The organism is Vibrio sp. R15-SG3-ISO1B, assembly GCF_059833835.1.
The window spans coordinates 15,360-37,267 of the sequence record NZ_JCBDGG010000002.1 but is presented as its reverse complement, the minus strand read 5'-3'; the positions used below and the strand labels follow the sequence as shown (position 1 = coordinate 37,267).

The window sequence follows — 21,908 nt, the reverse complement described above, 5'->3', positions numbered from 1 at the left end:
AGGGCTTTTTGATTAAGTGTAGACAGAAAGTACTAGCTTACCAGTTAACTTATCTCATCGAGAGAGAGCTCAAAACTCGGGGCGAAGGTGTTGAGGAAGTACTCCATTTCGGGGGTATGGCGCTCTTTTAGCGTCACATCGAGGCGCTTTTTGGCCAAGGCGTATTCATGGTTGCCCGCACTGAGCTCTTCCAAGCATTTGAGATAGGCACAGATGGTGTCGGCTTGCTTAACGATGGCAGCATCGTCACTGTGCGCTTGATGAGAAATTAAATAAGGCGCAAAGTCTTCTTGGAACTCTTCCGGCAGCATGGAGAGCAACTTCTTCTCGGCCGCCGCTTCGATTTTTTTGTACTCTTTGGCGATCTCAGGGTTGTAGTATTTCACTGGAGTCGGTAAATCGCCCGTCAATACTTCACTGGTGTCGTGATACATGCCGAGCAGCGCGACACGTTCTGCGTTGACTTGGCCGCCAAACTTCTTGTTTTTGATAAGCGCCAGCGCGTGGGCGACAAAGGCGACTTGCAAGCTGTGCTCGGAGATGTTTTCAGTCGACACAGAGCGCATGAGCGGCCAGCGCTGAATGAGTTTCATACGGGCCAAATGGGCAAAAAAGTGGCTTTCTTGGGGTTGATTGGATGACATTTCTCTACCTCCTAGAAATGAAAAAAGGACACGAGGTCGTGTCCTTAGCATAAGAAAATTCGGCGGCGATTACTATTGCCGAATCGCTGATTACACCATGTCGCCGAGACGCGTTACTGGCTGTACCCGGAGAGGAATTTCTCAAAGCGGCCAATGGCCAGTTCCAAGTCTTCAACATGGGGCAATGTCACGATGCGGAAGTGATCCGGTTTGGGCCAGTTGAAGCCAGTGCCTTGTACCAGTAGCACCTTCTCTTGGATCAGAAAATCCAACACCATTTTTTGGTCATCTTTGATCTTGTACATCTTGGTATCAATTTTAGGGAACAGGTACATCGCCCCCTTAGGTTTGACGCAAGAGACGCCAGGGATTTGGTTGATCAGCTCCCAAGCGCGGTCGCGCTGCTCCAGCAATCGACCACCCGGTAAGATCAACTCATTGATACTTTGATAGCCACCGAGCGCGGTTTGAATTGCATGCTGCATAGGCACGTTGGCACACAAACGCATCGACGCCAGCATGTCCAGGCCGTTGATGTAGCCTTGAGCAAGGTGTTTTGGCCCGGTCATAAACATCCAGCCGCCACGGAAACCACACACACGGTAGGCTTTGGAGAGGCCATTGAAGGTCATCACCAGCACATCGTCGGTTAAGGTCGCAACGGAGGTGTGCGTCGCGCCATCGTAGAGTACTTTGTCGTAAATCTCATCGGCGAAGATGATCAACTTGTGTTGGCGCGCAATTTCAATCACTTCCAATAGGAAATCACGGCTGTAGACCGCGCCGGTTGGGTTGTTTGGGTTGATCAAAACAATCCCGCGGGTTTTGGGCGTGATCTTCTTCTTGATGTCATCCAGATCGGGGTACCAATCGGCTTGCTCGTCACACAGATAGTGCACCGCTTTACCACCTGACAGTGCGACTGACGCGGTCCATAGTGGGTAGTCCGGTGCTGGCACCAGCATCTCTTCGCCGTTGTTGAGTAGCGCTTGCATCGCCATCACGATCAGTTCCGACACGCCGTTACCGATGTAGACGTCTTCCACATCAAGCGAGCGAATACCTTTACGTTGGTAATGTTGCACGACCGCTTTACGGGCCGAGTAAATGCCTTTGGAATCGCAATAACCTTGTGATGTTGGGAGGTTACGAATCACATCGACCAAGATTTCGTCAGGGGCGTCGAAGCCAAATGGGGCGGGGTTGCCGATATTGAGCTTTAGTATTTTGTGTCCTTCTTCCTCCATGCGCTTAGCATGTTTCAGTACAGGACCCCTAATGTCATAGCAGACATTGTCGAGTTTTGACGACATCCCGATATTTTGCATTGGCAGCAACCTAAAAATAATTGAATTTCTTTATTAAAGTAACTCAATTCAACGTTATTTAGAATAAAAATCTGAATGATTGCGGCTATTTAGTGAGCTTGTAGCACGCGTATTATCACAGGAATTCGCAAAACATTGCTTGCATCCTTGATTTGAGTAGGGTCAATAAATAGAGTAGCGGTATAAAATTGAATAATGATCTCTTTGCATACGAGGCTGATTTGTCCCATTTCCATCAAGCAGTCACTGAACTGATAGAACGCGTCAAGCAAGCAGAAGATGGCACCGCCCGTCTGGTTCAAGCTCTTGAAGACAAACCAGAATGTTCAATGATCGATTGGCTGGATGCTCAGCCACTTTTCCCTAAATTTTACTGGCAATCCCGCGATACTCGTGAAGAGGTGGTGGCGCTCGGTCAGTGGCATACTTTCGTTGACCCGGCTCCCGCTTACGCAATTTTATCGGCAGATCAGCGCGTGTGGGGAGGGCGAGCGTTTGATGGTGATGATGAAAAAAATCGCCGTTGTATGCCGTCGTTTTTCTTTTTACCTCAAGTGGAGTTGATTCGTCTTGATGATCAATGGTCTTTGGCGGTCAACCTTAACCCAGATAAATCGCGCACCTTGATGGCGCTAACCAAATTGCGTTGCGAGGTGGCCAAGCTTAAGCCTTTAAGTGCCAACGTTCAGAGCATGACCCATAGCCCAGAGCAGCCGCAGTGGCATGATTTGGTCGACAAAGTGTTGCACGGTATCGACAACGATCAGTTTAAAAAAGTGGTGCTCGCAAGGCGCACCGATGTGGCGCTAGACCACGCGATCAGCGCCGCGCAACTGCTTAAATCCAGCCATGAGCAAAATCACCATAGCTTCCATTTTATGTTGGCGCTAGACAGCAAACACAGCTTTGTAGGGTCAACACCAGAGCGGCTCTATGCCCGCCAAGAGAATGAGCTTCACACCGAAGCCTTAGCTGGCACGATTGGTCGTGGGCAAAGTGCGACGCAAGATATGGCGCTCGCCAATTGGCTGGCTAATGACAGCAAGAATCTCAACGAAAACCAGTACGTGGTGGATGACATAGTGCAAAGCCTTGCGCCGTTTTCTTCCCATGTTGAGGTGGAGCAAGAGGCGCGTTTGGTTCGGCTTAGAAAAGTGCAGCACCTTAAGCGCACCATTCACGCCACGCTACACTCTGGTATTAACGGTGTGCAGTTGCTTGGCGCTTTGCAGCCAACGGCGGCGGTCGCGGGTTTGCCGCGTCAGGCGTCGATCGATTTTATTCGCCAACACGAGCCGTTTGCGCGCGGTTGGTACGCAGGTTCCATGGGCTTTATTAGCCATCAACGTGCCGAGTTTTGCGTGGCGATCCGTAGCGCTTTGGTCATGGGGGAGACAGTGCAGCTCTTTGCCGGGGCAGGGATTGTGCCCGGCTCTGTGGCTGAGCATGAGTGGCAGGAGCTGGACAAAAAAATGTCGACGCTACTGTCACTGTTTGGCCATCAATCACCGCCTTTTTGTCAACGCTCATCATTAGGAGTGGCTTCGTAAATGCCCCCACAAACCCATACACAAGCGGTGACAAATCGTCTTTGGTCGCGTCTTTTACTGGAAGAATTATCTCGATTTGGCGTGCGTCACGTCTGTGTCGCGCCTGGCTCGCGTTCAACGCCGTTGACCCTAGAAGCCCATGCCAATGCGCATTTTACCCTGCACACCCATTTTGATGAGCGAGGTTTAGGCTTTCTCGCTTTAGGGCTGGCCAAAGCCAGTCAACAACCAGTCGCTATTGTCGTCACCTCTGGGACGGCGGTGGTCAACCTATTGCCTGCGGTTGCTGAGGCCAAGTTAACCGGCGAGCCTTTAGTGGTGCTCAGTGCTGATCGTCCCCCGTCGCTGGTGGATTGCGGCGCGAACCAAGCGATCAATCAAATAGGATTGTTCTCAACCCATGTCACTAACAGCTTAAATCTGCCTATCCCTGCGGGTCGAGAGGTGTATCCTTGGCTGCTGACATCGGTTGATAACCTGATGGCAAGCCAGCAGCGCGAGGGCGGTGCGGTGCACATTAACTGCCCGTTTCCTGAGCCTCTCTATCTCAGCGTTGAGGATGAGCCTGTCTTGGCACAAAGTCTCGATACCTTATGCCCTGAGCTGGCTAAGTGGACGCTATCATCCACACCTTATTCGCAAAAAAGTGCTGCTCAGCACAGTGAGCCTTGCCATGTTCCTAATCTGGCGGGCAAGAAAGGCGTGGTGGTGGTGGGGAGTGTGGAATTACAGGAAGCCAAACAAGCCAAACACTTAGCCGACACATTAGGTTGGCCGGTGTTTTGCGATCCGCAGTCAGGCGTCAGTTCGCCTTGGGCACACTACGATTTATGGCTGCAAAATTCGCGTTTTCGCTCTCAGCTTGCATCTTGCGAGTGCGTCCTACAGTTTGGCTCGCGTCTGGTCTCTAAACGTTTGGTGCAGTGGATAGCCGAGTGCGTTACCCACTCTGGCGCTGAGTATCACTATGTGTCACCTCACCCTGCGCGCAATAACCCGAACCATCTGCAACAGCATCATCACGAGATGGATATTGGCCGTTGGATTGAGAATGTCCAAGCGATCATGCCCGCAGCGGTAAGCCGTAAAATCGGATGGGCGGAGGGCATAATAGAAGCAAGTGAGCAAACTCGCCGCCTAGTGCAGCAGTTCAATATGGATGGGGCTCTCAGCGAAGTCTCCGTGGCCATGTCGTTAGAATTGTTGCCCGATGAAGTATCGCTCTTTATTGGCAACAGTTTGATTGTTCGCTTGGCGGATATGTTTACTGCGTTGACGCCGCGAGAGGTACTGAGTAACCGCGGCGCATCGGGTATTGATGGCTTGATCGCCACCGCAGCAGGTGTTGTGCGTGAGCGTCAAACGCCGACGGTGGTGCTGCTTGGCGATACCTCCGCACTTTATGATTTGAATTCACTTGCCCTGTTCCATCATGAGCCAACGCCGGTGGTGATTGTAATTACCAACAACGATGGCGGCGCGATTTTTGATTTGCTACCGGTCCCTGATAGGGAGAAGCAAGCTCTGTATCAAATGCCGCACGGTTTTCATTTTGAACACGCCGCGGCTCAGTTTGGCCTTGCGTATTGTCAGCCTAAAACGCTGACGGTCTATCAGCACTGTTTAGCCACGCACCTCAAGCAGGGAAGTGGCGCACTCATTATTGAAGTTGTCACGCCCGCGGGTGAGGCGTCGAGTCATATTCGTCAATGTGTCAGTCAGATCCATGCTCTCTAGTCAGTTCTTCCCTGCCGATGATGTTCAGAAAAAAGACAGTATTCAGCAAGCTGATGACGCGCCGCTATTGGTGTTTCTTCACGGCTTTCTTGGTTCGAGTGACGATTGGCGTGAGACGCTCAGCTATCTGAGCGAGTTTGATCGACTTTGCCTCGATCTTCCGGGGCACGGTGAGAGTGTCGGCATCCACACCGAGTCATTTTCGACTTGCTGCGCACAGATCACCAAGAGCGTGTTGGCGAGATTGCAGAGTGAGCAAATCTCTTTGGAGCGACCTATAGTGGTAGTGGGTTATTCGCTTGGCGCTCGCCTTGCCATGATGGGCACGGTGAAGCGCGATTTTGCGCCGCTGAATATCCAAGCCCTACTGCTAGAGGGTGGTAATTTTGGCTTGCAAGACGAAGCACAGTGCCACGAGCGATGGCTCAGTGATGCGCAATGGGCCCGCCGCTTTAGCGAGGAGCCGATTGAGCAGGTATTGAGCGATTGGTATCGCCAGCGCGTATTTAGTTCACTAAAGGATGCGCAAAGACAAACTCTTATCGCCAAGCGCAGTGATAATCTAGGCCCCGCGGTGGCCAAGATGCTATTAGCAACGTCTTTGGCGAAGCAGCCGGACTGCTTAGACGCACTGCGCCAACTCACCCTGCCAATCACCTATGTCTGCGGTGAGCAGGATGAGAAATTTAAACAACTTGCACAGCGCAGCGGGCTCCACCTCTGCTGCGTTGAGAATGCGGGGCACAATGTTCATGTTGAACAGCCCCAACGCTTTGCAGAGCAGGTGCGCGCGCAGTGTATTGCGCTTGCCGCTCGCTCCTAGACATTATGCCCCGCTCGGTTGGGCTACAAGACAAAACAGGAATCATCATGGCTAAAACAGTCGGTATCTCAGAAGAAGAACTCTACGCTCCCGTTCATTGGCGTGATTGCAGCGCCGAATATGAAGACATCCACTACCACAAATCGGACGATGGCATTGCTAAAATCACCATCGCGCGACCTCAGGTGCGCAATGCGTTTCGCCCTTTGACGGTCAAAGAGATGATCCATGCACTCGCGGATGCGCGCTACGATGAGAGTGTTGGGGTGATCATTCTGACTGGGCTAGGCGAAAAAGCGTTCTGTTCAGGCGGCGATCAAAAAATTCGTGGCGACTACGGCGGCTACCAAGATGATTCTGGCACTCACCATCTCAACGTGTTGGACTTTCAGCGCCAGATCCGCACCTGTCCAAAACCCGTGATCGCCTCGGTGGCCGGTTGGGCGGTGGGCGGCGGCCACGTATTGCACATGATGTGTGACCTCACGATTGCCGCAGACAACGCCCAATTTGGTCAAACAGGACCCAAAGTGGGCTCTTTTGATGGCGGTTGGGGCGCCTCTTACATGGCTAGAATTGTTGGGCAAAAGAAAGCGCGTGAAATCTGGTTCTTGTGCCGCTTTTACGACGCCCAAGAAGCGCTCGACATGGGGCTGGTGAATACCGTTGTGCCTCTGGAAGAGTTAGAAAAAGAGACGGTGCGCTGGTGCCGTGAAACCTTGCAACACAGCCCAATGGCGCTGCGCTGTCTAAAAGCGGCGTTAAATGCGGATTGTGATGGTCAGGCGGGTCTTCAAGAGTTGGCAGGTAACGCAACCATGATGTTCTACATGACCGAAGAAGGCCAAGAGGGTCGCAACGCTTTCAATGAGAAGCGTCGCCCTGACTTCAATAAATTCCCACGCAATCCGTAAAGGAGTTGGTGATGAGAACAGCCAAACTGTACCGCTACAAACTGCCAATGGACAGTGGCGTGATCCTGCGCGAGCAACGTTTGACTGTGCGGGAAGGCTTTGTGATTGAGCTTTGCTGTGATGGTCATATTGGTCGTGGTGAAGTCGCACCGTTACCCGGTTTTAGTGTGGAGAGTCTCGATGAGGCCTACGCGCAATTGGTCGAGCAGCTTTCATATTGGCAACTGGGCCAAGAATTGGCGCTGGATGCGCTGCACCCGTCGGTGGCCTTTGGTCTATCGATGGCGCAATTGGAGCTCGACAACGCCTTGCCGGCAGAGGGCTGTTTTCAGGCCGCGCCGCTTTGCTCGGGCGACCCGGATGAGCTGTTGCCCAAACTGGCGGGGATGAGCGGGGAGAAAGTCGCCAAAATCAAAGTTGGCTTGTACGAGCCTATCCGAGATGGCCTCTTGGTGAGTCTATTCCTTGAGTCGATTCCCGATTTGACGCTGCGCCTTGATGCGAACCGAGCATGGAGCGCGGACAAAGCGGCGCAATTTGCTAAGAAAATCGCGCCGTCGCTACGTCAACGTATCGCTTTTATTGAAGAGCCATGTCAAGCGCCGGGGGACAGCTTCTCCTTTGCCATCAACACTGGCATTGCGATTGCCTGGGATGAAACACTGCAACACGCCATGCGCAGCGAGGATTTCTCACTGCATGATCTCAATGGCGCCAAAGCGATCATCATCAAACCGACTTTAATTGGTTCGATTGAACGCTGTAAATCGCTGATTGAGCAAGCGATGTCGCTTGGGATCAAACCGGTGATCAGCTCAAGTATTGAGTCAAGCCTTGGCTTGACGCAACTGGCGCGCCTTGCCCATTGGTTGCTGCCGGAGACGATTCCAGGTTTAGATACCGTCGGATTGTTTACCGCGCAACTTGAGGTCCCTTGGCCGGGCTGTGAGCTGCCGGTTACGCCTCTGTCGTCGCAAAGTCTCATCTGGCAATGTTAATCGCCGCTGTGAGAGGCGAGCACTATGATGGAAGGCTTCATGTTGTCACCAGTTAGACAATGGGCGCAGCAGTGCCCATTGCAACTGGCCTTGCGCACGCCAGAGCGAGACTATACTTGGGCAGAGCTGTCTGATGTGGTCAGTGAAACAGCATCGACTCTCGCTCAGCAAGGTGTGGGACAGGGTGATGTGCTCACCTGCATCGATAAAAACAATTCGGAACTCCTGTTTGTGTTGTTGGCGTGTATGGAGCTAGGGGCCATTTGCGCCATCAGCATGCCCGGTAGTGAGCAGGAGAGGGCGCAAAAGCTTTCTACGTTGTATCCCGCATCCAACGCTGTGAAGCAGTGGTCTTCTCGCCAAGATATTCGCAGTACCCTCCGCTTAGACTTCTCTGCCAACCAGCGACAACGCCAAGAGAATTTTTCTCACAGTTACCACCCAGATAACCTCGCGACGCTAATTTTTACCTCAGGCTCGACTGGGCCTGCTAAGGCCGTCGCCCATACACACGCGCAGCATTTGGCCTCAGCGACGGGTCTATTGACGCACTTTTCTTTTCAGCCTGAAGATTGCTGGCTACTGAGCTTGCCGCTTTATCATGTCTCTGGGATGGCGATTGTCTATCGTTGGTTGGTCAGTGGTGCGCAGCTCAAAATCGGTACGGGTGAGTTGGCGAAAGACATTCAACAGGTGACTCACGCCTCGCTGGTGGCGACGCAGCTTAAACGTTTACTCGATAGCCCACAGCCTTTACAGCTGAGTCGTGTGTTGCTCGGTGGCAGCCATATTCCGCTAGAGCTCAGTCAACAAGCGGCGGATCGCGGTATCGATACCTGGCTGGGGTATGGGTTGACGGAAGCGGCCTCGACCGTGACAGCAAAACGCGTGGATGGCAAAGAGAGCGCCGGTGTGGTGTTACCCCATCGCCGCGTGATGGTGCACGACGGGCGGATTTTGATTGGTGGTGAGACACTCGCGTCAGGGTACTACTTTCAAGGTCAATTGACCCCGCTCCCGACGGTTAGCGTGCCGGGGCAGGGGGATGGGTTTGATAGTAAAGATTTAGGCCAGTGGCAGGACAATGAGCTGTGTATACTTGGCCGCGCCGACAACTTATTTATCTCTGGCGGTGAGAATGTACACTGCGAAGAGATAGAAGCGGCGCTCTGTACCCACAGTGCGATTCGTCAAGCGATTGTGGTGCCCGTTGAGGACGCCGAATATGGCCAGCGGCCTATCGCAGTTATCGATGCCAACGCACTGCCCGATAAAACCGAGCTAGATTTCCACCTAACACCATTATTAGCCAAGTTCAAATGGCCCATCGGTTACTATTTGATGCCCCCTGAATTGACCCAAACAGGCATCAAAGTCTCACGTTATGAGATTAAGAAGTTCCTAGTGGCTAGTTCCTAGAGTAGGGCGCCCTTCCTTCTAGGAACTAGAAACTAGGCACTCGCCTCTCTTCACCCATTAGGTCTTTTGGCAATATCACAGACCAAATCTGAATTTCGTTTTGTTATTCCTCTCTTTCATAATAACCGCTAGTTTAAATGATGATGGGAATAAGCAATGAATGCGATCTTGATCGTCGCGGTGGTGATTCAGATTATTGTCGCGACGCAAAGCGAGGGTGTGATGCGCTCGTTGTGCGAGCTCACGGCTTTCCTGTTGGTCATTGTGTTGGTTTTTCGTCAGCGTCAGCGATTGAGCCCACGTCGCAGAAAGCAAGACAACAAAGTGATGATCGAACCAGAAGATCTCTAACGTCGGTTCGCGCGTTAACTGAGCATTAGCCAAGTCAGTGAACCGCTTGAAATCAACACCCATAAGGTGATGCCAAACAACAAGGGCTTGGGTCCTGCGGCTCTCAATTTTTCTAGCGAAATACCACATCCAATCAAAAACAAACAGACCACTAATGCGCGTTTTGCCAGCGCGAAAAGGCCTTCATAGAGCACCTGAAATTGCGGTAGCGCATCACTCACTCCGATCGCGGCGCAGTAGAACACGATGAAATAGGGAATGGTGACCTTTCTTGCATCGCTGTGAAAAATCCACGCACTCACCAGAGCCACAGGCACTATCCATAACGCACGCGCTAACTTTAGCGTGGTTGCGGTGGTAAGTGCTTCCTCACCGTATGCCGAAGCGGCGCCGACCACCGAAGAGGTGTCATGGATGGCGATGGCGGCCCAAGTTCCGAAGGTGTGTTGGTCGAGGTTGAGGGCGTGCCCAATCAACGGAAACACAAATAAAGCGACCGAGTTAAGCACAAATACGGTTGCCAGTGCCAAGCCAATTTGCTCATCTTTCGCATTGATCGTCGGTGATACGGCGGCGATGGCGCTGCCGCCACAAATCGCGGTGCCTGATGAAATTAAATAGCCGGTGACCGTGTCCAGCTTAAGCTTCTTCGCTAGCCAGCCACCGATGAGCAAGGTGCCAACGATGGTCGTGATAATCAGGCCGATGCCATCCGCGGTGACGCTGATGGCTTGCTGAAATTGAATACCAAAACCCAAGCCAACAATGGAGTAGGCGAGCAGCTTTTTGGTGATTTTTGCAAGCGGGATCGACGCCGGTACCCAGCCCATCGAAGCGATCAAAAAGCCAATCACCAGTGCGGTGGGTGACGAAATCCAGGGCGTTAAACACAGGGCCAGTGCTGCCCAGAAAAGCCAAGTTGAAGAGGATCGGATCATCGTTGCTCTAAGTGCCTACAGAAACGTGTTCAGTGAATAACGAAAGTCTAAAGCAGTTTTGTTGTTAAGTAGATTAGTATGATTTGAACAAGCGTTAAGTTTTTCTTAACGCTTGTCTTCACAGTGAGCGCCTGTATCAAGTCGTGTGCGGGGTGATTATCGCCAATCGCCGCGCAGTTCGAGCACGCGTTGCTTCATCCCTTCGGCGGATGCCTCTTGCGGTGCCACCGGCTCTCCGGCTTCGATTTCAATTCTCGACCAGAATCGACTCGGCAAGCCTTTGCAGGCACTGCCTTTCACGCGACTAAAGTAGCTGCCCCACATGCCTTTCAGAGCGACGGGAATCACAGGGACAGGGCTGCGTTTAAGAATGATGTCCATACCGCGCATAAACGGGCCGATTTCGCCATCAGGCGTCAGTGTGCCCTCAGGGAAAATACAGACGATGTGTCCCTCTGCCAGCGATTGTTCCACTTCGCTGAACGCACGGCGGATAGAGCCTCGGTTTTGCGCGCAAATCGGAATCACGCCCGCCCGCTTTAAAAAGCGTTTTAGCGGAGGAAGATGGGCGTACTCCTCATGCATTACAAAACGAATCAAACGCGGACACACCGCGCTCAGTAGCAGCGCATCCATATAACTGACATGGTTACAGACAATCAGTGCGCCGCCCTGTTCGGGCAGGTGGTGTAAGTTCTTGTGTTTGACGCGATAGGCGCTGTGCGTCAACACCCAAACCAAAAAGCGCACCGCAAAAATCGGCACTTGCAGGAAGAGATAGAGCGCGACCAAGGCATTCAACACCGACAGCAGAATAAACAGCTGCACTATGGTGAGGTTGAGTAAGCTCAGGCACACAATGCCCATCACAGCGCTGCCTACCATAAAGAGTGAGTTGTAAATATTGAGCGCCGCAACGACCTGCGCGCGCTCATTCTCTTTCGAGCGCTGCTGCATTAACGCATACAAAGGCACGATAAAAAGACCGCCAGAGGCGCCTAGCAGTAGAAGATAAACAAACACTGGCCACAGTGCTGAGTGGCTAATAAACGCGTGGAACGTAGAAAATTCGGGCAATTGCTTAGGGACAGCGAGCGCCATTAGTAGACCAAACAGGGTAATCCCGGCACTGCCAAGTGGCACGATGCCAATATCGATGCGATTTTTCGATAGCTTGTCACAAGCCATGGAGCCAACCGCAATGCCGATTGAAAACAGCGCGAGCAGGAAGGAGACCGCGGCTTCATTGCCACTTAAGTGCAGTTTGGTGAAATTTGGGAACTGAGTCAGGTAGGCGGCGCCTAAAAACCAGAACCAACTGATCGCCATTAGGGTTTGAAAGACGGTTCTGTCGCGCTTGGCGATCGCCAGCGTGCGGCGTGTCTGTTGGATAGGCTGCCAACGAAAGGTCAGGTTTGGATCATTGGCTGGGGCAACCGGAATTGATCGGCTCGCGAGATAACCCGCAATCGCAAACACCACGACTGCAACCGCCGCAACGTATTTGGCGTTCTCTGCGGAGGCAATGACACCAGCGCCCAGTGTGCCGAGCAAAATCGCAAGAAAGGTGCCGGTTTCGACCAAGGCATTGCCGTTCACCAGTTCATGTTGTTTAAGCTGAGAAGGTAATAGGGCGTATTTTATCGGTCCGAAAAACGCCGATTGGGTACCCATCAAAAACAGTAACAAGAGCAAAATAACATAGCTTTCGGTAATAAAACCGACAGCGCCAAGGCACATAATGGCAATTTCGGCCAATTTGACTTTACGAATGAAGCCCGCTTTTTCGTATTTGTCCGCCAATACTCCCGCCGATGCCGAGAATAAAAAGAAAGGCAAGATGAATAGGCCTGCAGCGAGGTTGATAAATAAGTTGCTAGAGATGGGGAGCGCGTTTGCGCCCGCGAACGCGACAAACAGCAGCAAAACATTCTTGAAAATGTTGTCGTTAAACGCGCCAAAAAACTGAGTAATAAAATAGGGTAGAAAGCGCTGCTGTCGAAGAAGCGAGGTCTGGGGCTCTGACATGAAGGGGCCTTTTATTGATTACCAGCTTTTAAGATAGCTCGAAAGTAAATTTTCGATAAGCACTTTGCCCTCAATCGGCTCATCAGCAAAAAACTTATCATCGACACTGAGTAAGGTAATGCCGTGAACGCCCGCCCACAAAACGCGACTGGCTTTCACCACCTCTTGATCTGAGCGATGAGGGGCAACGGCTTTCAGCAGATGTTCCAGCATGCTGGTCATACCGTCAATGCGCTGTGCTTGCCATTCGGGCAGCTCTTCCCCGTTCATATTGTGCTCAAAAATGAGCTGCCAACGGTAAGGGTGGCGCGCCGCAAAGTCATGGTAGCAATAGGCAAGCTCATATAAGGCTTTGGTGCTGTGGTTACAACGTTCAACGACCTTTTTTGACTCAAGCGCGAGTTCGTCCAGTGTTTGAGCGACCGCGTGTAAGAGCAGCAGGTTGTAGTTGCCAAACACATTCACCAAGGTGCTCGGAACATAGCCGATTTTGTTCGCCAGCTTACGCAGGCTCAGCTCATGATGAGAGTGAGTCGTGAGGAACTCTTTTACCGTGTCTAAGGTGAGTGCGATCAGCTCTTCGCGAGTGTGGTCGTTGCGTCTGGCCATAAAAAGGGGATGAAAATGAACAATGTTCAATATTCTAATAAGCACCTGTTCGATCCGCAACAAAACAATCACTAAATTGGGGCGTTTCCTTGCGGATAGCTGCAATATTCTGATACATCATAAACCCAGCTTCTGGTTTCTTTATCAAGGATGTCTGGGTATTATGCGATGATAACGAAAACTTCATCCTCAAATGGAAACTCTAAGGAAAAATATGAAACGTTTGTTTTCCCTAGTTGCTCTACTCATGGTCTCTGTCGCCATGACGCCTGTTGCCGAAGCGAAAAAGTTCGGTGGTGGTAAATCTTTCGGTAAAAGCTTTAAAACAGCCCCTGCGCCGAAGCAGCAGCAACAAAACACCAATACGCTGGGTAAAGACCAATCGACCAAAGCACCGAGCTCAAGCAAAAAAGGCTTAATGGGCGGCTTGCTTGGCGGTCTGCTGGCTGGTGGCCTGCTCGCGGCATTTTTCGGTGGCGCGTTCGAGGGCATCCAATTTATGGATATTCTCATTCTCGGTTTGATCGCCTTTGTGATCTTCAAATTTATGCGCGGTATGCTGGGCGCAAAACAGGGCAGCATGAATCAACATCGTCAGCAACCTGCTTTTGGCGGCAGCGCACCCAAGTTCGAACAGCCGAATGTTCACAACTTTGAACAAGCGTCTGCCTCTTCTGCGGGCGGTTTTGGCGCACAGACTGATGTGCCGTACAACACACCACCGGGTTTTGACCAAGCGGCCTTTATCAACGGCGCGCGTGAGCACTACCGCATTTTGCAAGGGGCGTGGAACCACAACCAGTTGGAGACCATTGAAGAGTATGTGTCACCAAGCTTGTTTGAAGACCTAAAAGCAGAGCGTGCGAAGCTAGAGGGCGATCAACACACTGACGTTATGTACGTGGATGCGGAAATCGTGCGAGCGGACTACGACGCGTCAAAAGCGCAACTGAGCCTACAGTTTAGCGGTCGCTACCGTGATGCGGTGGAAGGCGTGGAAGAGAATATCGAAGACATCTGGCACCTAGAGCGTGACTTAACCGTCGACAATGCGCCGTGGTTGATTGTGGGTATCCAAGGATAATATCCTAGGGCAAGAAATAGTATCCTAAGGTAAGAAATAGTAACCTGATGTAAGAAAACGCCCATTTCGATGGGCGTTTTTTTCACCTCTCCATGATTGACTTTAACAACAAAAAACAAGGAAAGAGTAACGTGGCTGAATTTAAGTACCAACACCTCTCACAGGAAGAGCAAGACAAACTCGATGCCGCTGTGTTTCGTCGCTTGCTGTCACACTTAGACGACAATAAAGACGTGCAAAATATCGATCTGATGATCTTGGCGGGTTTTTGCCGCAATTGCTTTAGCAAATGGTACAAAGCCGAGGCGGACAACCAAGGGTTAGCATTGGATATTGATGACGCACGCGAGCGTGTTTACGGCATGACTTACGATGAGTGGAAGCAAAACCATCAACCTAAGGCCACCCCAGAGCAGTTGGCGGCCTTTGAAGCTCGTCAGAATCGCACCAAATAGCGAGTAGTAGCTACAGAGCGAATCAAAGCAGTAGCAAACGTCAGAGACAAAAAAGCCAGCGCAGGTTCCACCTCGCTGGCTTTTGTTTAGATTGTGCTTAGGGGCGGTTTAGAGCTTAAGAAGCACCTTAACATCGCCCGTAACAGCAGACTCATCCACATAGCCAATCGCGCTGGCATTCGAAGAGACTTCCGCAATCACGCCGGCGTAATCCGCCACTTGAACAGGCGCTTCCGCTTTACCCGTGAAGACCAAGCGTGACCAGGCCGATTGCAGCTGAGACTCACTGCGACCCGTGGCGATTTCATGAAAAACAATACGCCCAGCGTCACCATCAGCCAGCTCAACGATACGCGCAGTTGAGCCATTGTCGAGCTTGGTTTTTTTGCCCATAAAGAGCTTTTTCACATCACCTGCTGAAAGTGAGTCCACACCAGCCGGATTACCAATCACGACCATACCTGCTAGCGCATTGAATGAAAGGGCAGAAGCCGCTAATAAAGTGATCAGTTTTTTCATCGCTTCCTCCTTAGAATACAAAGTCTAGACGTGCAGAGTAGACAAGTGTGCTGTCTTCGTAGTCAGAGCTTGAAGGATCATTGGTTGATACTCCACCCGTCGTGTCTTTGTAGTCAACATATGTCACGTCAAATTTTAACGCCATGCTTTGGTAGAAATCCCAACGAGTGCCGACTGAATAAGACATACGCTCGTAATTTAACGCGGATAGTCCGCTTAGCAACGGTCTCTCTTTATCATCTGTTGTTTCTACCCAGCTACTTGCTAGATAAGGCGTGAATTCGTTGATTCGGTAGCCGATAAGACCTGATACTGAACGTGTGTCCGAAAACTTACCATCGAGCTGTACATCAGTTCCTTCAACGTTGACTAGTAAATCACCATTGTCGTATTGAGCACCAATAGAGATGAACTGACCATCTTGCTCGTGTACTTCTAGCACATCTGCTAGGTAGCAACTACTACTTGGGCTTCCTTGTGATGCGCCTTTTGCACATTCAGGGTTAGCTTCAGCTACAAAGTAAGAACCACGAAGCGTGAGATCATTGAAGTTCCAGTTGGCTGATAAGCCCATCATTTTATCAAGTTTAACTTCGCCGATGCTTGAGTCATCTTCGTCTACCGTTGCAATACCTAGCACAGGTTGAAGCAGAAGTGTTGAGTCTTCAAAGTCAATCGGTACGAGCAGTTCTGCACCCGTGTAGCCTTTCAATACGATGTTTTCGTACGTCTCTTGTGATGGACGAATCATCGGGTAGGCGTAGCCCAAATCGACATAGTCAGAGTAGAAGAACAGCGGTAGACGCAGTTTACCTGCACGCGCTGTAAATGAGTCAAAGTCGTAAGAGACGTAAGCCATCTCGAACTTTGGATCGTAATCGTAACGGCTGTTCGCTACGATTTGAGAGACAAACTTGGCTCGATCATTGATTTGGAAATCAAACTGCAAACCGCCAAGGGTTTCTTGTTCCCACTCTAGGTGCTCATCCGTGTAACCGGCGTAGCCCACGGCGTTATCCGCTTTACCCATGCCGACAGAACCAAATCCACTGATGGATAGGTCTTCTAAACTGGCAGCGTTAGCGCCAAATGCGGCGAGTGCCACACAGCTTGCTAGAATCGTTCTTTTCATCCTGAACTCCACTACTTTATGTTGGGGGTTATCATAGTTATTTAATTTTGGGCGAATTTGTCCACACCATCACGCTTACGAGACGGTGTGAGAGACAAAGAGGTCGCTACTTGACCTTAAAGTGACTCGTCAGTTCGGTTAAGTTAGCGGTAATAATGTTGATGTTTTGCGCGACGCTATCGAGCTCACCGACACTGTCTGCCGTGCCTTGAGCCATGTTGCGGATGTTGGCCACTATGGTTTCAATCTCTGCGGATGTGCGTTCTTGCTCTTCTGTGGAAGAGGCAATCAGTTCGTTTTTGTGGCTAATATCCGAGACGTCAGCGGTGATGCGTTGCAAAGATTGCTCAGCAACGAGCGATTTCTCTACGCACGCTTCCGCTTTGTTGGCGCTTTCGCTAATGATGTTGGCAGCGGTTTTGGTCTGTTCCTGTAACTGCTGCAAGACAGATTGAATTTCTTGAGTAGAGGTTTGAGTGCGAGAAGCGAGGGTGCGCACTTCGTCGGCCACCACGGCAAATCCGCGGCCCTGTTCGCCCGCGCGGGCGGCTTCAATGGCGGCGTTAAGCGCCAGTAAGTTGGTTTGCTCAGCAATGGCGCTGATCGCATCCAGAATCGAGCCCGCATTTTGGGTGTTGGCATCGAGTTGTTGAACGACTGTCGAGGCGTTTCTCACGTCTTCCGTCAGCTCTTGAACGGCAGTGATGGTGCTCTTAACCTGCACTTCACCGTTGCTGGCTTGCTCACTGGCGCTGTTGGCTGAGACGGAAGCATCGCTGGCGTTGGAAGCAATCAGCCTTGCAGCTTCAAACAATTGCGCCAGTGAGCGAGAGACTTCTTCGATCGCTTGGTATTGTTTATCTGAGAGGCTAGAGGTCGAATGGCTTGATTCCACTAGAGTGGTGGATATATTGTCCAGCTTGCTGACGTTTTCGATAGTGCGGGTGACGTTTTGCTGCAACTTGTTAACGAATACGTTGAAGGAGTCCACCACAGGTTTCAATTCATCGCGTTTGTCATGTTGAATTCGAACAGTGAGATCGCCATCGCCCTCTGCAATGTCGCGCATGTTTTCGGCCAAGGCACCCAGATCGCGGCGAATACCGCGAGTGACAAATGCGCCCATGACGATGATCAGAGCCAGCGCCACAACACCAAGAACGCTCATGTTGCGACTTGCGGTCACGTTGTCACTTTGTAGCTCCGTCACCGACTGCTCAAACTCATCAATGCGAGCTTGAGAGAAATCGGACATTTGGGTGGTCAGTTGGCTAAGAAGTTGGTTGTTTGCTTCGGCTTTTCTGGCCGCCTCGGACAGATCGAGTTCGCCATCAATCATGCCGAGCGCGACATCATAAGTGCCATTGAAATAGCTCTCTAACGTCGATTTAAGTTGCGCAGTCTGTGATTTCAGTGCTGGCTGCAAAGTGGCTTGCATCTCAAAGTTGCCGACGATTTCCGCGAGCGTGTCACGGTTGATCTCGAGCATCTCTTCATCACCGAGTGTTACGGCGAGATTGAATCGCTCTGCAAGCTGGGAGAGCAGCACAGAGTTCAGGGAGGCCGAGTTCATCACGGGGTAATAAAGCTTATTGATATCACGAACTTGTTCGGTGTTATTGGTGAGGGTTGAGCCACCGATAGAGAGAATGCTCACAAAGCCGAATAGCGACACCAAGCAGAGTGCAAGGACCTTCCCACGAATGGAGAGCGACAGCATAGAAATTTCCTTATTTCAGTATCAACAAAGATGTGTGACAGTGATTGTTTATAGATTTTGTATTGTGGTTAATGATAATAATCACATCTTATCAATACTAAAACAATAACCTAGCCACGTTATTTTGCTATTACTGTGAAGGATAGTCGCTCTTTTGGGACTCTGCTGAGTTTAAAACAAAAGTCGTAGGTTAAAAATTGATTTTTGTATGACTTAATTCGTTTCTGTTTTCATTATTTATAATAAAAACAACGGGTTGATAAATGCGCGTTTTTATCGCCCGTTGTTTGAATTTATCGGATGTTTAGCCCCGTTCCTGTGGTTTCAAATTGTTTAAGTTGCGTGAGGTAAGGCGCTAAATCACCAATGTGATCCTCAACCCATTCTGGTGAAAAGTAAGTATCGAGGTAGCGCTCGCCACTGTCACAGAGTAGCGTGACAATCGCGCCTTGCTCGCCTTTGGCTTTCATTTCGCTGGCGATTTGCAGCGCGCCGAACAGATTGGTGCCTGTAGATGGCCCCACTTTACGCCCCAGAATCCCCTCAAGCCAATGGATGGTCGCGACCGAAGCAGCGTCAGGAATGGTGCGCATTTCATCGATAACGCCGGGAATAAAGCTCGGTTCAACTCTTGGGCGGCCGATCCCTTCTATTTTACTGCCGCAGTCGAGCGTCAATGAAGCATCGCCAGTACGATAAAATTGATGGAACACTGAGTGTTCTGGGTCAACCACGCACAACTTGGTGTTGTGCTGTTGATAGCGAATAAAGCGGCCAATGGTGGCGGAAGTGCCGCCTGTTCCAGGGCTCATAACAATCCAACTGGGGATAGGGTGCGTCTCGAGTGCCATCTGGCTAAAGATCGAGTTAGCAATATTGTTGTTGCCGCGCCAGTCTGTCGCGCGCTCAGCATAAGTGAACTGGTCCATATAATGGCCGTTGAGCTCTTTGGCGAGGCGGTGAGATTCTGCGTAAATCTGGTCGGTGCGTTCGACCAGATGCGCTTTGCCACCATAAAATTCGATTTGTTCTATTTTTTTCCGCGCGGTGCATTTGGGCATCACGGCGATAAAGGGCAGCCCAAGTAGCCGCGCAAAGTACGCCTCTGAGACCGCGGCACTGCCGGAAGAGGATTCAATGATCGGAGTGTCAGGCCCGACCCAACCATTGCATATTGCGTACAGAAACAGTGAACGTGCCAATCGGTGCTTGAGCGAGCCGGTAGGGTGCGTGCTTTCATCTTTTAAGTAGATATCAATGCCGTCAACACACGGCAAATCGAGTTTGATGAGATGAGTATCGGCGCTGCGTTGATAGTCCGCTTCAATTTTGCACACAGCGCTGTTTATCCAATCATGATCTTTACACACGGTATCGCTTCCATTGTTCATGCAATGAAAATAAACTAACTTCAAATAAGGAGAAATGCTTACCTATTTTTCCTTGTTTTCACTGTCAGCGTAGAATGAAATTCTCCCATAACCCATAACCCATAACCCATAACCCATAACCCATAACCCATAACCCATAACCCATAACCCATAACCCATAACCCATAACCCATAACCCATAACCCAAGGCCTCACCATGCAACTAGACCGTATCGATAAAACTCTCCTCAACTTGCTGCAACAAGATGCGACGCTGTCGTTGAACGATCTGGCGGATGCGGTCAATCTAACGACGACACCGTGCTGGAAGCGGCTGAAAAAGTTGGAAGAGAGTGGCGTTATAGAGCGTCGCGTTGCGTTGCTCAACCCTGACAAACTGGAGTTGTCGTTTACGGCGTTTGTGTTAGTGAAAACATCGGATCACTCGCATGGCTGGTATAGCCACTTTGTCGAGACCGTGTCGGAGTTCCCTGAGGTGATGGAGTTCTATCGGATGGCGGGAGAGTATGACTACATGATGAAAGTGCTGGTGAAAGATATGCCGTGTTTTGACCGCTTCTACAAAAAGTTGGTCAACTCGGTGGCGGGTATCTCTAATGTTACGTCGACCTTTGCTATGGAACCCCTGAAATACACCACGGCGTTGCCGATTCAGGGTTAGCGTTAAGATTAACAACGACTGACAGCGCCTGAAAAATAGCGCCGCGCTTGGGTGATGCCAAACACGGCATTGGCGTTATTGAGTAAATCGCATCACACCTTCTTGCACTGCAGTGGCGACCAGGTGTCCCTCACGATTGTATATCTCGCCACGGACTAAGCCTCGGGTATTGCTGGCGGTCGGGCTCTCGATGGCATACAGCAACCAGTCATCCATTTTAAAAGGGCGATGGAACCAAATTGAGTGGTCGATGGTAGCCACTTGAAACTTCGGCGTCATCAAAGAAACACCGTGCGGATGAAGCGCGGTCACGAGGAATCCCCAATCAGAGGCGTATCCAAGCAAGTATTGGTGAATCAGTTGATTGTCGGGCATCTCACCGTTGGCACGAATCCAAAGATACTGCTTGGCGTCGACTTTTTGTGGATTTAACGGATTGACGACGGTGACCGGGCGCATCTCAATCGGCTTCTCCCCACAAAATGCTTTTTTCAGCTTCTCTGGCAAGATGTGTTCGATTTGCGCAGCGAGCTCAGACTCGGATTTAAAGTTTTCAGGCCCCGGAATATTCGGCATGGTGTTTTGATGCTCAAAGCCCGGCGCATCACCATGATAGGAGGCGGTGAGGTAGAAAATCGGTCGACCGTTTTGAATCGCTTTTACACGGCGTGTGCTGAAGCTTCGGCCATCGCGCAGGTTTTCGACATCATAAATGATCGGTTTTTCCGGATCGCCAGGGTAGAGAAAGTAGCTGTGAAATGAGTGCACAGTGCGCGCATCATCCACTGTGTAGCGAGCGGCAGAAAGCGCCTGACCAATCACTTGTCCTCCATAGACTTGCGGTAGGCCAAGGTTTTCACTTTGGCCGCGAAACAATCCTTCTTCTAATTTTTCAAGTTTCAGTAGTTCTAGGAGTTCTTTGAGAGGTTTACTCATTGGCAGATCCTTCCCCTTGTCGAGCGGGTTTCATAGGTACAGGTTGACGATAGCGACTATTTTATCGGTTGAGTGATAAATTTAAACAGCTGTATGAAATTGTAGTCAGACTTTTCTGATTTGCGTTAGGTCGCGGTCAACTCTTTCATCAATAAGCACCACTGTGCACAGCCATCGTTTATACTCAAGACGATTCTCCCGCTTACGTTGGGTTTTTGGCGAACAAATTAAAGAGGCACTATGAAAAAGAATATCACGCATTGGTTTTTAGCATGCACTGCGATACTTGCGCTCGCAGGTTGCCAAGCGGGGCAACCATCGGCGACAGCGCCGAAAATGGAAACAGTCTCCGGTACTCTTGCCTACCGAGAGCGGATCGCACTGCCGAGCGAAGCCTTGGTGACGGTCACGTTGCAAGATGTGTCACTGGCGGATGCGCCGGCTAAAGTGATCGCCAAACAGCAGTTTTTAGCGGATGGGGCACAAGTCCCGCTTGCGTTTGAGCTCAGTTACGATCCAAGCCAAATTGACGCGCGACATACTTATAGCGTCAGCGCAAGAATTGAGGTGGATGGGAAATTACGTTTTATCTCTGATACCGCGTATCGCGTGATTACCGATGAAGCGAAAACGCAGCAAGTGAATCTAATGCTTAAAGGTGTGCGTTAAAC

At 50.8% G+C, this 21,908-nt stretch carries 21 protein-coding genes; 11 read left to right on the top strand and 10 right to left on the bottom strand.

The genetic code is table 11. The annotated features are described in order from the left end of the window. Positions 1-44 precede the first annotated feature (44 nt). Entirely contained in the window at positions 45-644 is a 600-nt protein-coding gene (yfbR, locus tag AC6R0S_RS00410) for a 5'-deoxynucleotidase (protein ID WP_500636982.1), read from the bottom strand. Between the two features lie 113 nt (positions 645-757). Next, entirely contained in the window at positions 758-1,972 is a 1,215-nt protein-coding gene (locus AC6R0S_RS00405; protein WP_334550921.1) for a pyridoxal phosphate-dependent aminotransferase, read from the bottom strand. Between the two features lie 221 nt (positions 1,973-2,193). Between AC6R0S_RS00405 and AC6R0S_RS00400 the strand changes: the two genes are divergently transcribed. From AC6R0S_RS00400 to AC6R0S_RS00370, 7 genes are all read left to right on the top strand, one after another. Continuing rightward, positions 2,194-3,522, top strand: a complete 1,329-nt coding sequence (locus tag AC6R0S_RS00400; RefSeq protein WP_500636981.1) for an isochorismate synthase — start codon at positions 2,194-2,196, stop codon at positions 3,520-3,522. Further along, complete coding sequence (gene menD, locus AC6R0S_RS00395) at positions 3,523-5,259, top strand: 2-succinyl-5-enolpyruvyl-6-hydroxy-3-cyclohexene-1-carboxylic-acid synthase (RefSeq protein ID WP_500636980.1); 1,737 nt, start codon at positions 3,523-3,525, stop codon at positions 5,257-5,259. It abuts the gene before it with no gap. Next, the gene (menH, locus tag AC6R0S_RS00390) at positions 5,249-6,082 is read left to right on the top strand and encodes a 2-succinyl-6-hydroxy-2,4-cyclohexadiene-1-carboxylate synthase (RefSeq protein WP_500636979.1); all 834 of its coding nucleotides are present in this window, start codon (positions 5,249-5,251) and stop codon (positions 6,080-6,082) included. Before menD ends, menH begins: the two co-directional genes overlap by 11 nt. A 47-nt stretch (positions 6,083-6,129) precedes the next feature. Beyond that, positions 6,130-6,996 carry a 1,4-dihydroxy-2-naphthoyl-CoA synthase gene (gene menB, locus AC6R0S_RS00385; RefSeq protein WP_334550914.1) on the top strand — a complete coding sequence of 289 codons (867 nt, stop codon included), beginning with the start codon at positions 6,130-6,132 and terminating at the stop codon, positions 6,994-6,996. Between the two features lie 11 nt (positions 6,997-7,007). Beyond that, a complete protein-coding gene (menC, locus tag AC6R0S_RS00380; protein ID WP_500636978.1) occupies positions 7,008-7,994 on the top strand; it encodes an o-succinylbenzoate synthase in 987 nt (328 codons plus the stop codon). A 39-nt stretch (positions 7,995-8,033) separates the two neighbouring features. Further along, positions 8,034-9,413, top strand: a complete 1,380-nt coding sequence (menE, locus tag AC6R0S_RS00375) for an o-succinylbenzoate--CoA ligase (protein ID WP_500636977.1) — start codon at positions 8,034-8,036, stop codon at positions 9,411-9,413. 156 nt (positions 9,414-9,569) lie between these two features. After that, entirely contained in the window at positions 9,570-9,764 is a 195-nt protein-coding gene (locus AC6R0S_RS00370; protein ID WP_334550910.1) for a hypothetical protein, read from the top strand. Between the two features lie 14 nt (positions 9,765-9,778). Here the strand turns inward: AC6R0S_RS00370 and AC6R0S_RS00365 are convergent, their stop codons facing one another. From AC6R0S_RS00365 to AC6R0S_RS00355, 3 genes are all read right to left on the bottom strand, one after another. Next, entirely contained in the window at positions 9,779-10,702 is a 924-nt protein-coding gene (locus AC6R0S_RS00365; protein WP_500636976.1) for a YeiH family protein, read from the bottom strand. 156 nt (positions 10,703-10,858) lie between these two features. Beyond that, positions 10,859-12,730, bottom strand: coding sequence for an MFS transporter (locus tag AC6R0S_RS00360; protein ID WP_500636975.1), 1,872 nt, complete (start codon positions 12,728-12,730; stop codon positions 10,859-10,861). Between the two features lie 18 nt (positions 12,731-12,748). Beyond that, the gene (locus tag AC6R0S_RS00355) at positions 12,749-13,339 is read right to left on the bottom strand and encodes a TetR/AcrR family transcriptional regulator (RefSeq protein ID WP_500631699.1); all 591 of its coding nucleotides are present in this window, start codon (positions 13,337-13,339) and stop codon (positions 12,749-12,751) included. Positions 13,340-13,553: 214 nt separating this feature from the next. On the opposite strand from AC6R0S_RS00355, the gene AC6R0S_RS00350 reads away from it, so the two are divergent. Together AC6R0S_RS00350 and AC6R0S_RS00345 are read left to right on the top strand one after the other, a co-directional pair. Then, complete coding sequence (locus tag AC6R0S_RS00350) at positions 13,554-14,423, top strand: Tim44 domain-containing protein (RefSeq protein WP_500636974.1); 870 nt, start codon at positions 13,554-13,556, stop codon at positions 14,421-14,423. A gap of 131 nt (positions 14,424-14,554) precedes the next feature. Next, positions 14,555-14,878 carry a DUF1244 domain-containing protein gene (locus tag AC6R0S_RS00345; protein ID WP_500636973.1) on the top strand — a complete coding sequence of 108 codons (324 nt, stop codon included), beginning with the start codon at positions 14,555-14,557 and terminating at the stop codon, positions 14,876-14,878. Between the two features lie 108 nt (positions 14,879-14,986). On the opposite strand, the gene AC6R0S_RS00340 is transcribed toward AC6R0S_RS00345, so the two are convergent. From AC6R0S_RS00340 to AC6R0S_RS00325, 4 genes are all read right to left on the bottom strand, one after another. Continuing rightward, entirely contained in the window at positions 14,987-15,397 is a 411-nt protein-coding gene (locus AC6R0S_RS00340; protein WP_500636972.1) for a phosphate ABC transporter substrate-binding protein, read from the bottom strand. A 10-nt stretch (positions 15,398-15,407) separates the two neighbouring features. Then, complete coding sequence (locus AC6R0S_RS00335; protein ID WP_500636971.1) at positions 15,408-16,529, bottom strand: hypothetical protein; 1,122 nt, start codon at positions 16,527-16,529, stop codon at positions 15,408-15,410. Positions 16,530-16,635: 106 nt separating this feature from the next. Next, the gene (locus AC6R0S_RS00330; RefSeq protein ID WP_500637018.1) at positions 16,636-18,102 is read right to left on the bottom strand and encodes a methyl-accepting chemotaxis protein; all 1,467 of its coding nucleotides are present in this window, start codon (positions 18,100-18,102) and stop codon (positions 16,636-16,638) included. 440 nt (positions 18,103-18,542) lie between these two features. Continuing rightward, a complete protein-coding gene (locus tag AC6R0S_RS00325; protein ID WP_500636970.1) occupies positions 18,543-19,619 on the bottom strand; it encodes a PLP-dependent cysteine synthase family protein in 1,077 nt (358 codons plus the stop codon). Between the two features lie 217 nt (positions 19,620-19,836). Between AC6R0S_RS00325 and AC6R0S_RS00320 the strand changes: the two genes are divergently transcribed. Continuing rightward, positions 19,837-20,301: an Lrp/AsnC family transcriptional regulator gene (locus AC6R0S_RS00320; protein ID WP_487903569.1), complete on the top strand. Its 465-nt coding sequence runs from the start codon at positions 19,837-19,839 to the stop codon at positions 20,299-20,301. Between the two features lie 75 nt (positions 20,302-20,376). Here AC6R0S_RS00320 and tesB read toward each other — a convergent pair whose 3' ends face one another. Then, positions 20,377-21,237, bottom strand: a complete 861-nt coding sequence (gene tesB / locus AC6R0S_RS00315; protein ID WP_334550896.1) for an acyl-CoA thioesterase II — start codon at positions 21,235-21,237, stop codon at positions 20,377-20,379. Between the two features lie 240 nt (positions 21,238-21,477). Here tesB and AC6R0S_RS00310 point away from each other — a divergent pair, with 240 nt between their 5' ends. Beyond that, positions 21,478-21,906, top strand: a complete 429-nt coding sequence (locus AC6R0S_RS00310; protein WP_500636969.1) for a YbaY family lipoprotein — start codon at positions 21,478-21,480, stop codon at positions 21,904-21,906. The last annotated feature ends 2 nt before the right edge of the window (positions 21,907-21,908 follow it).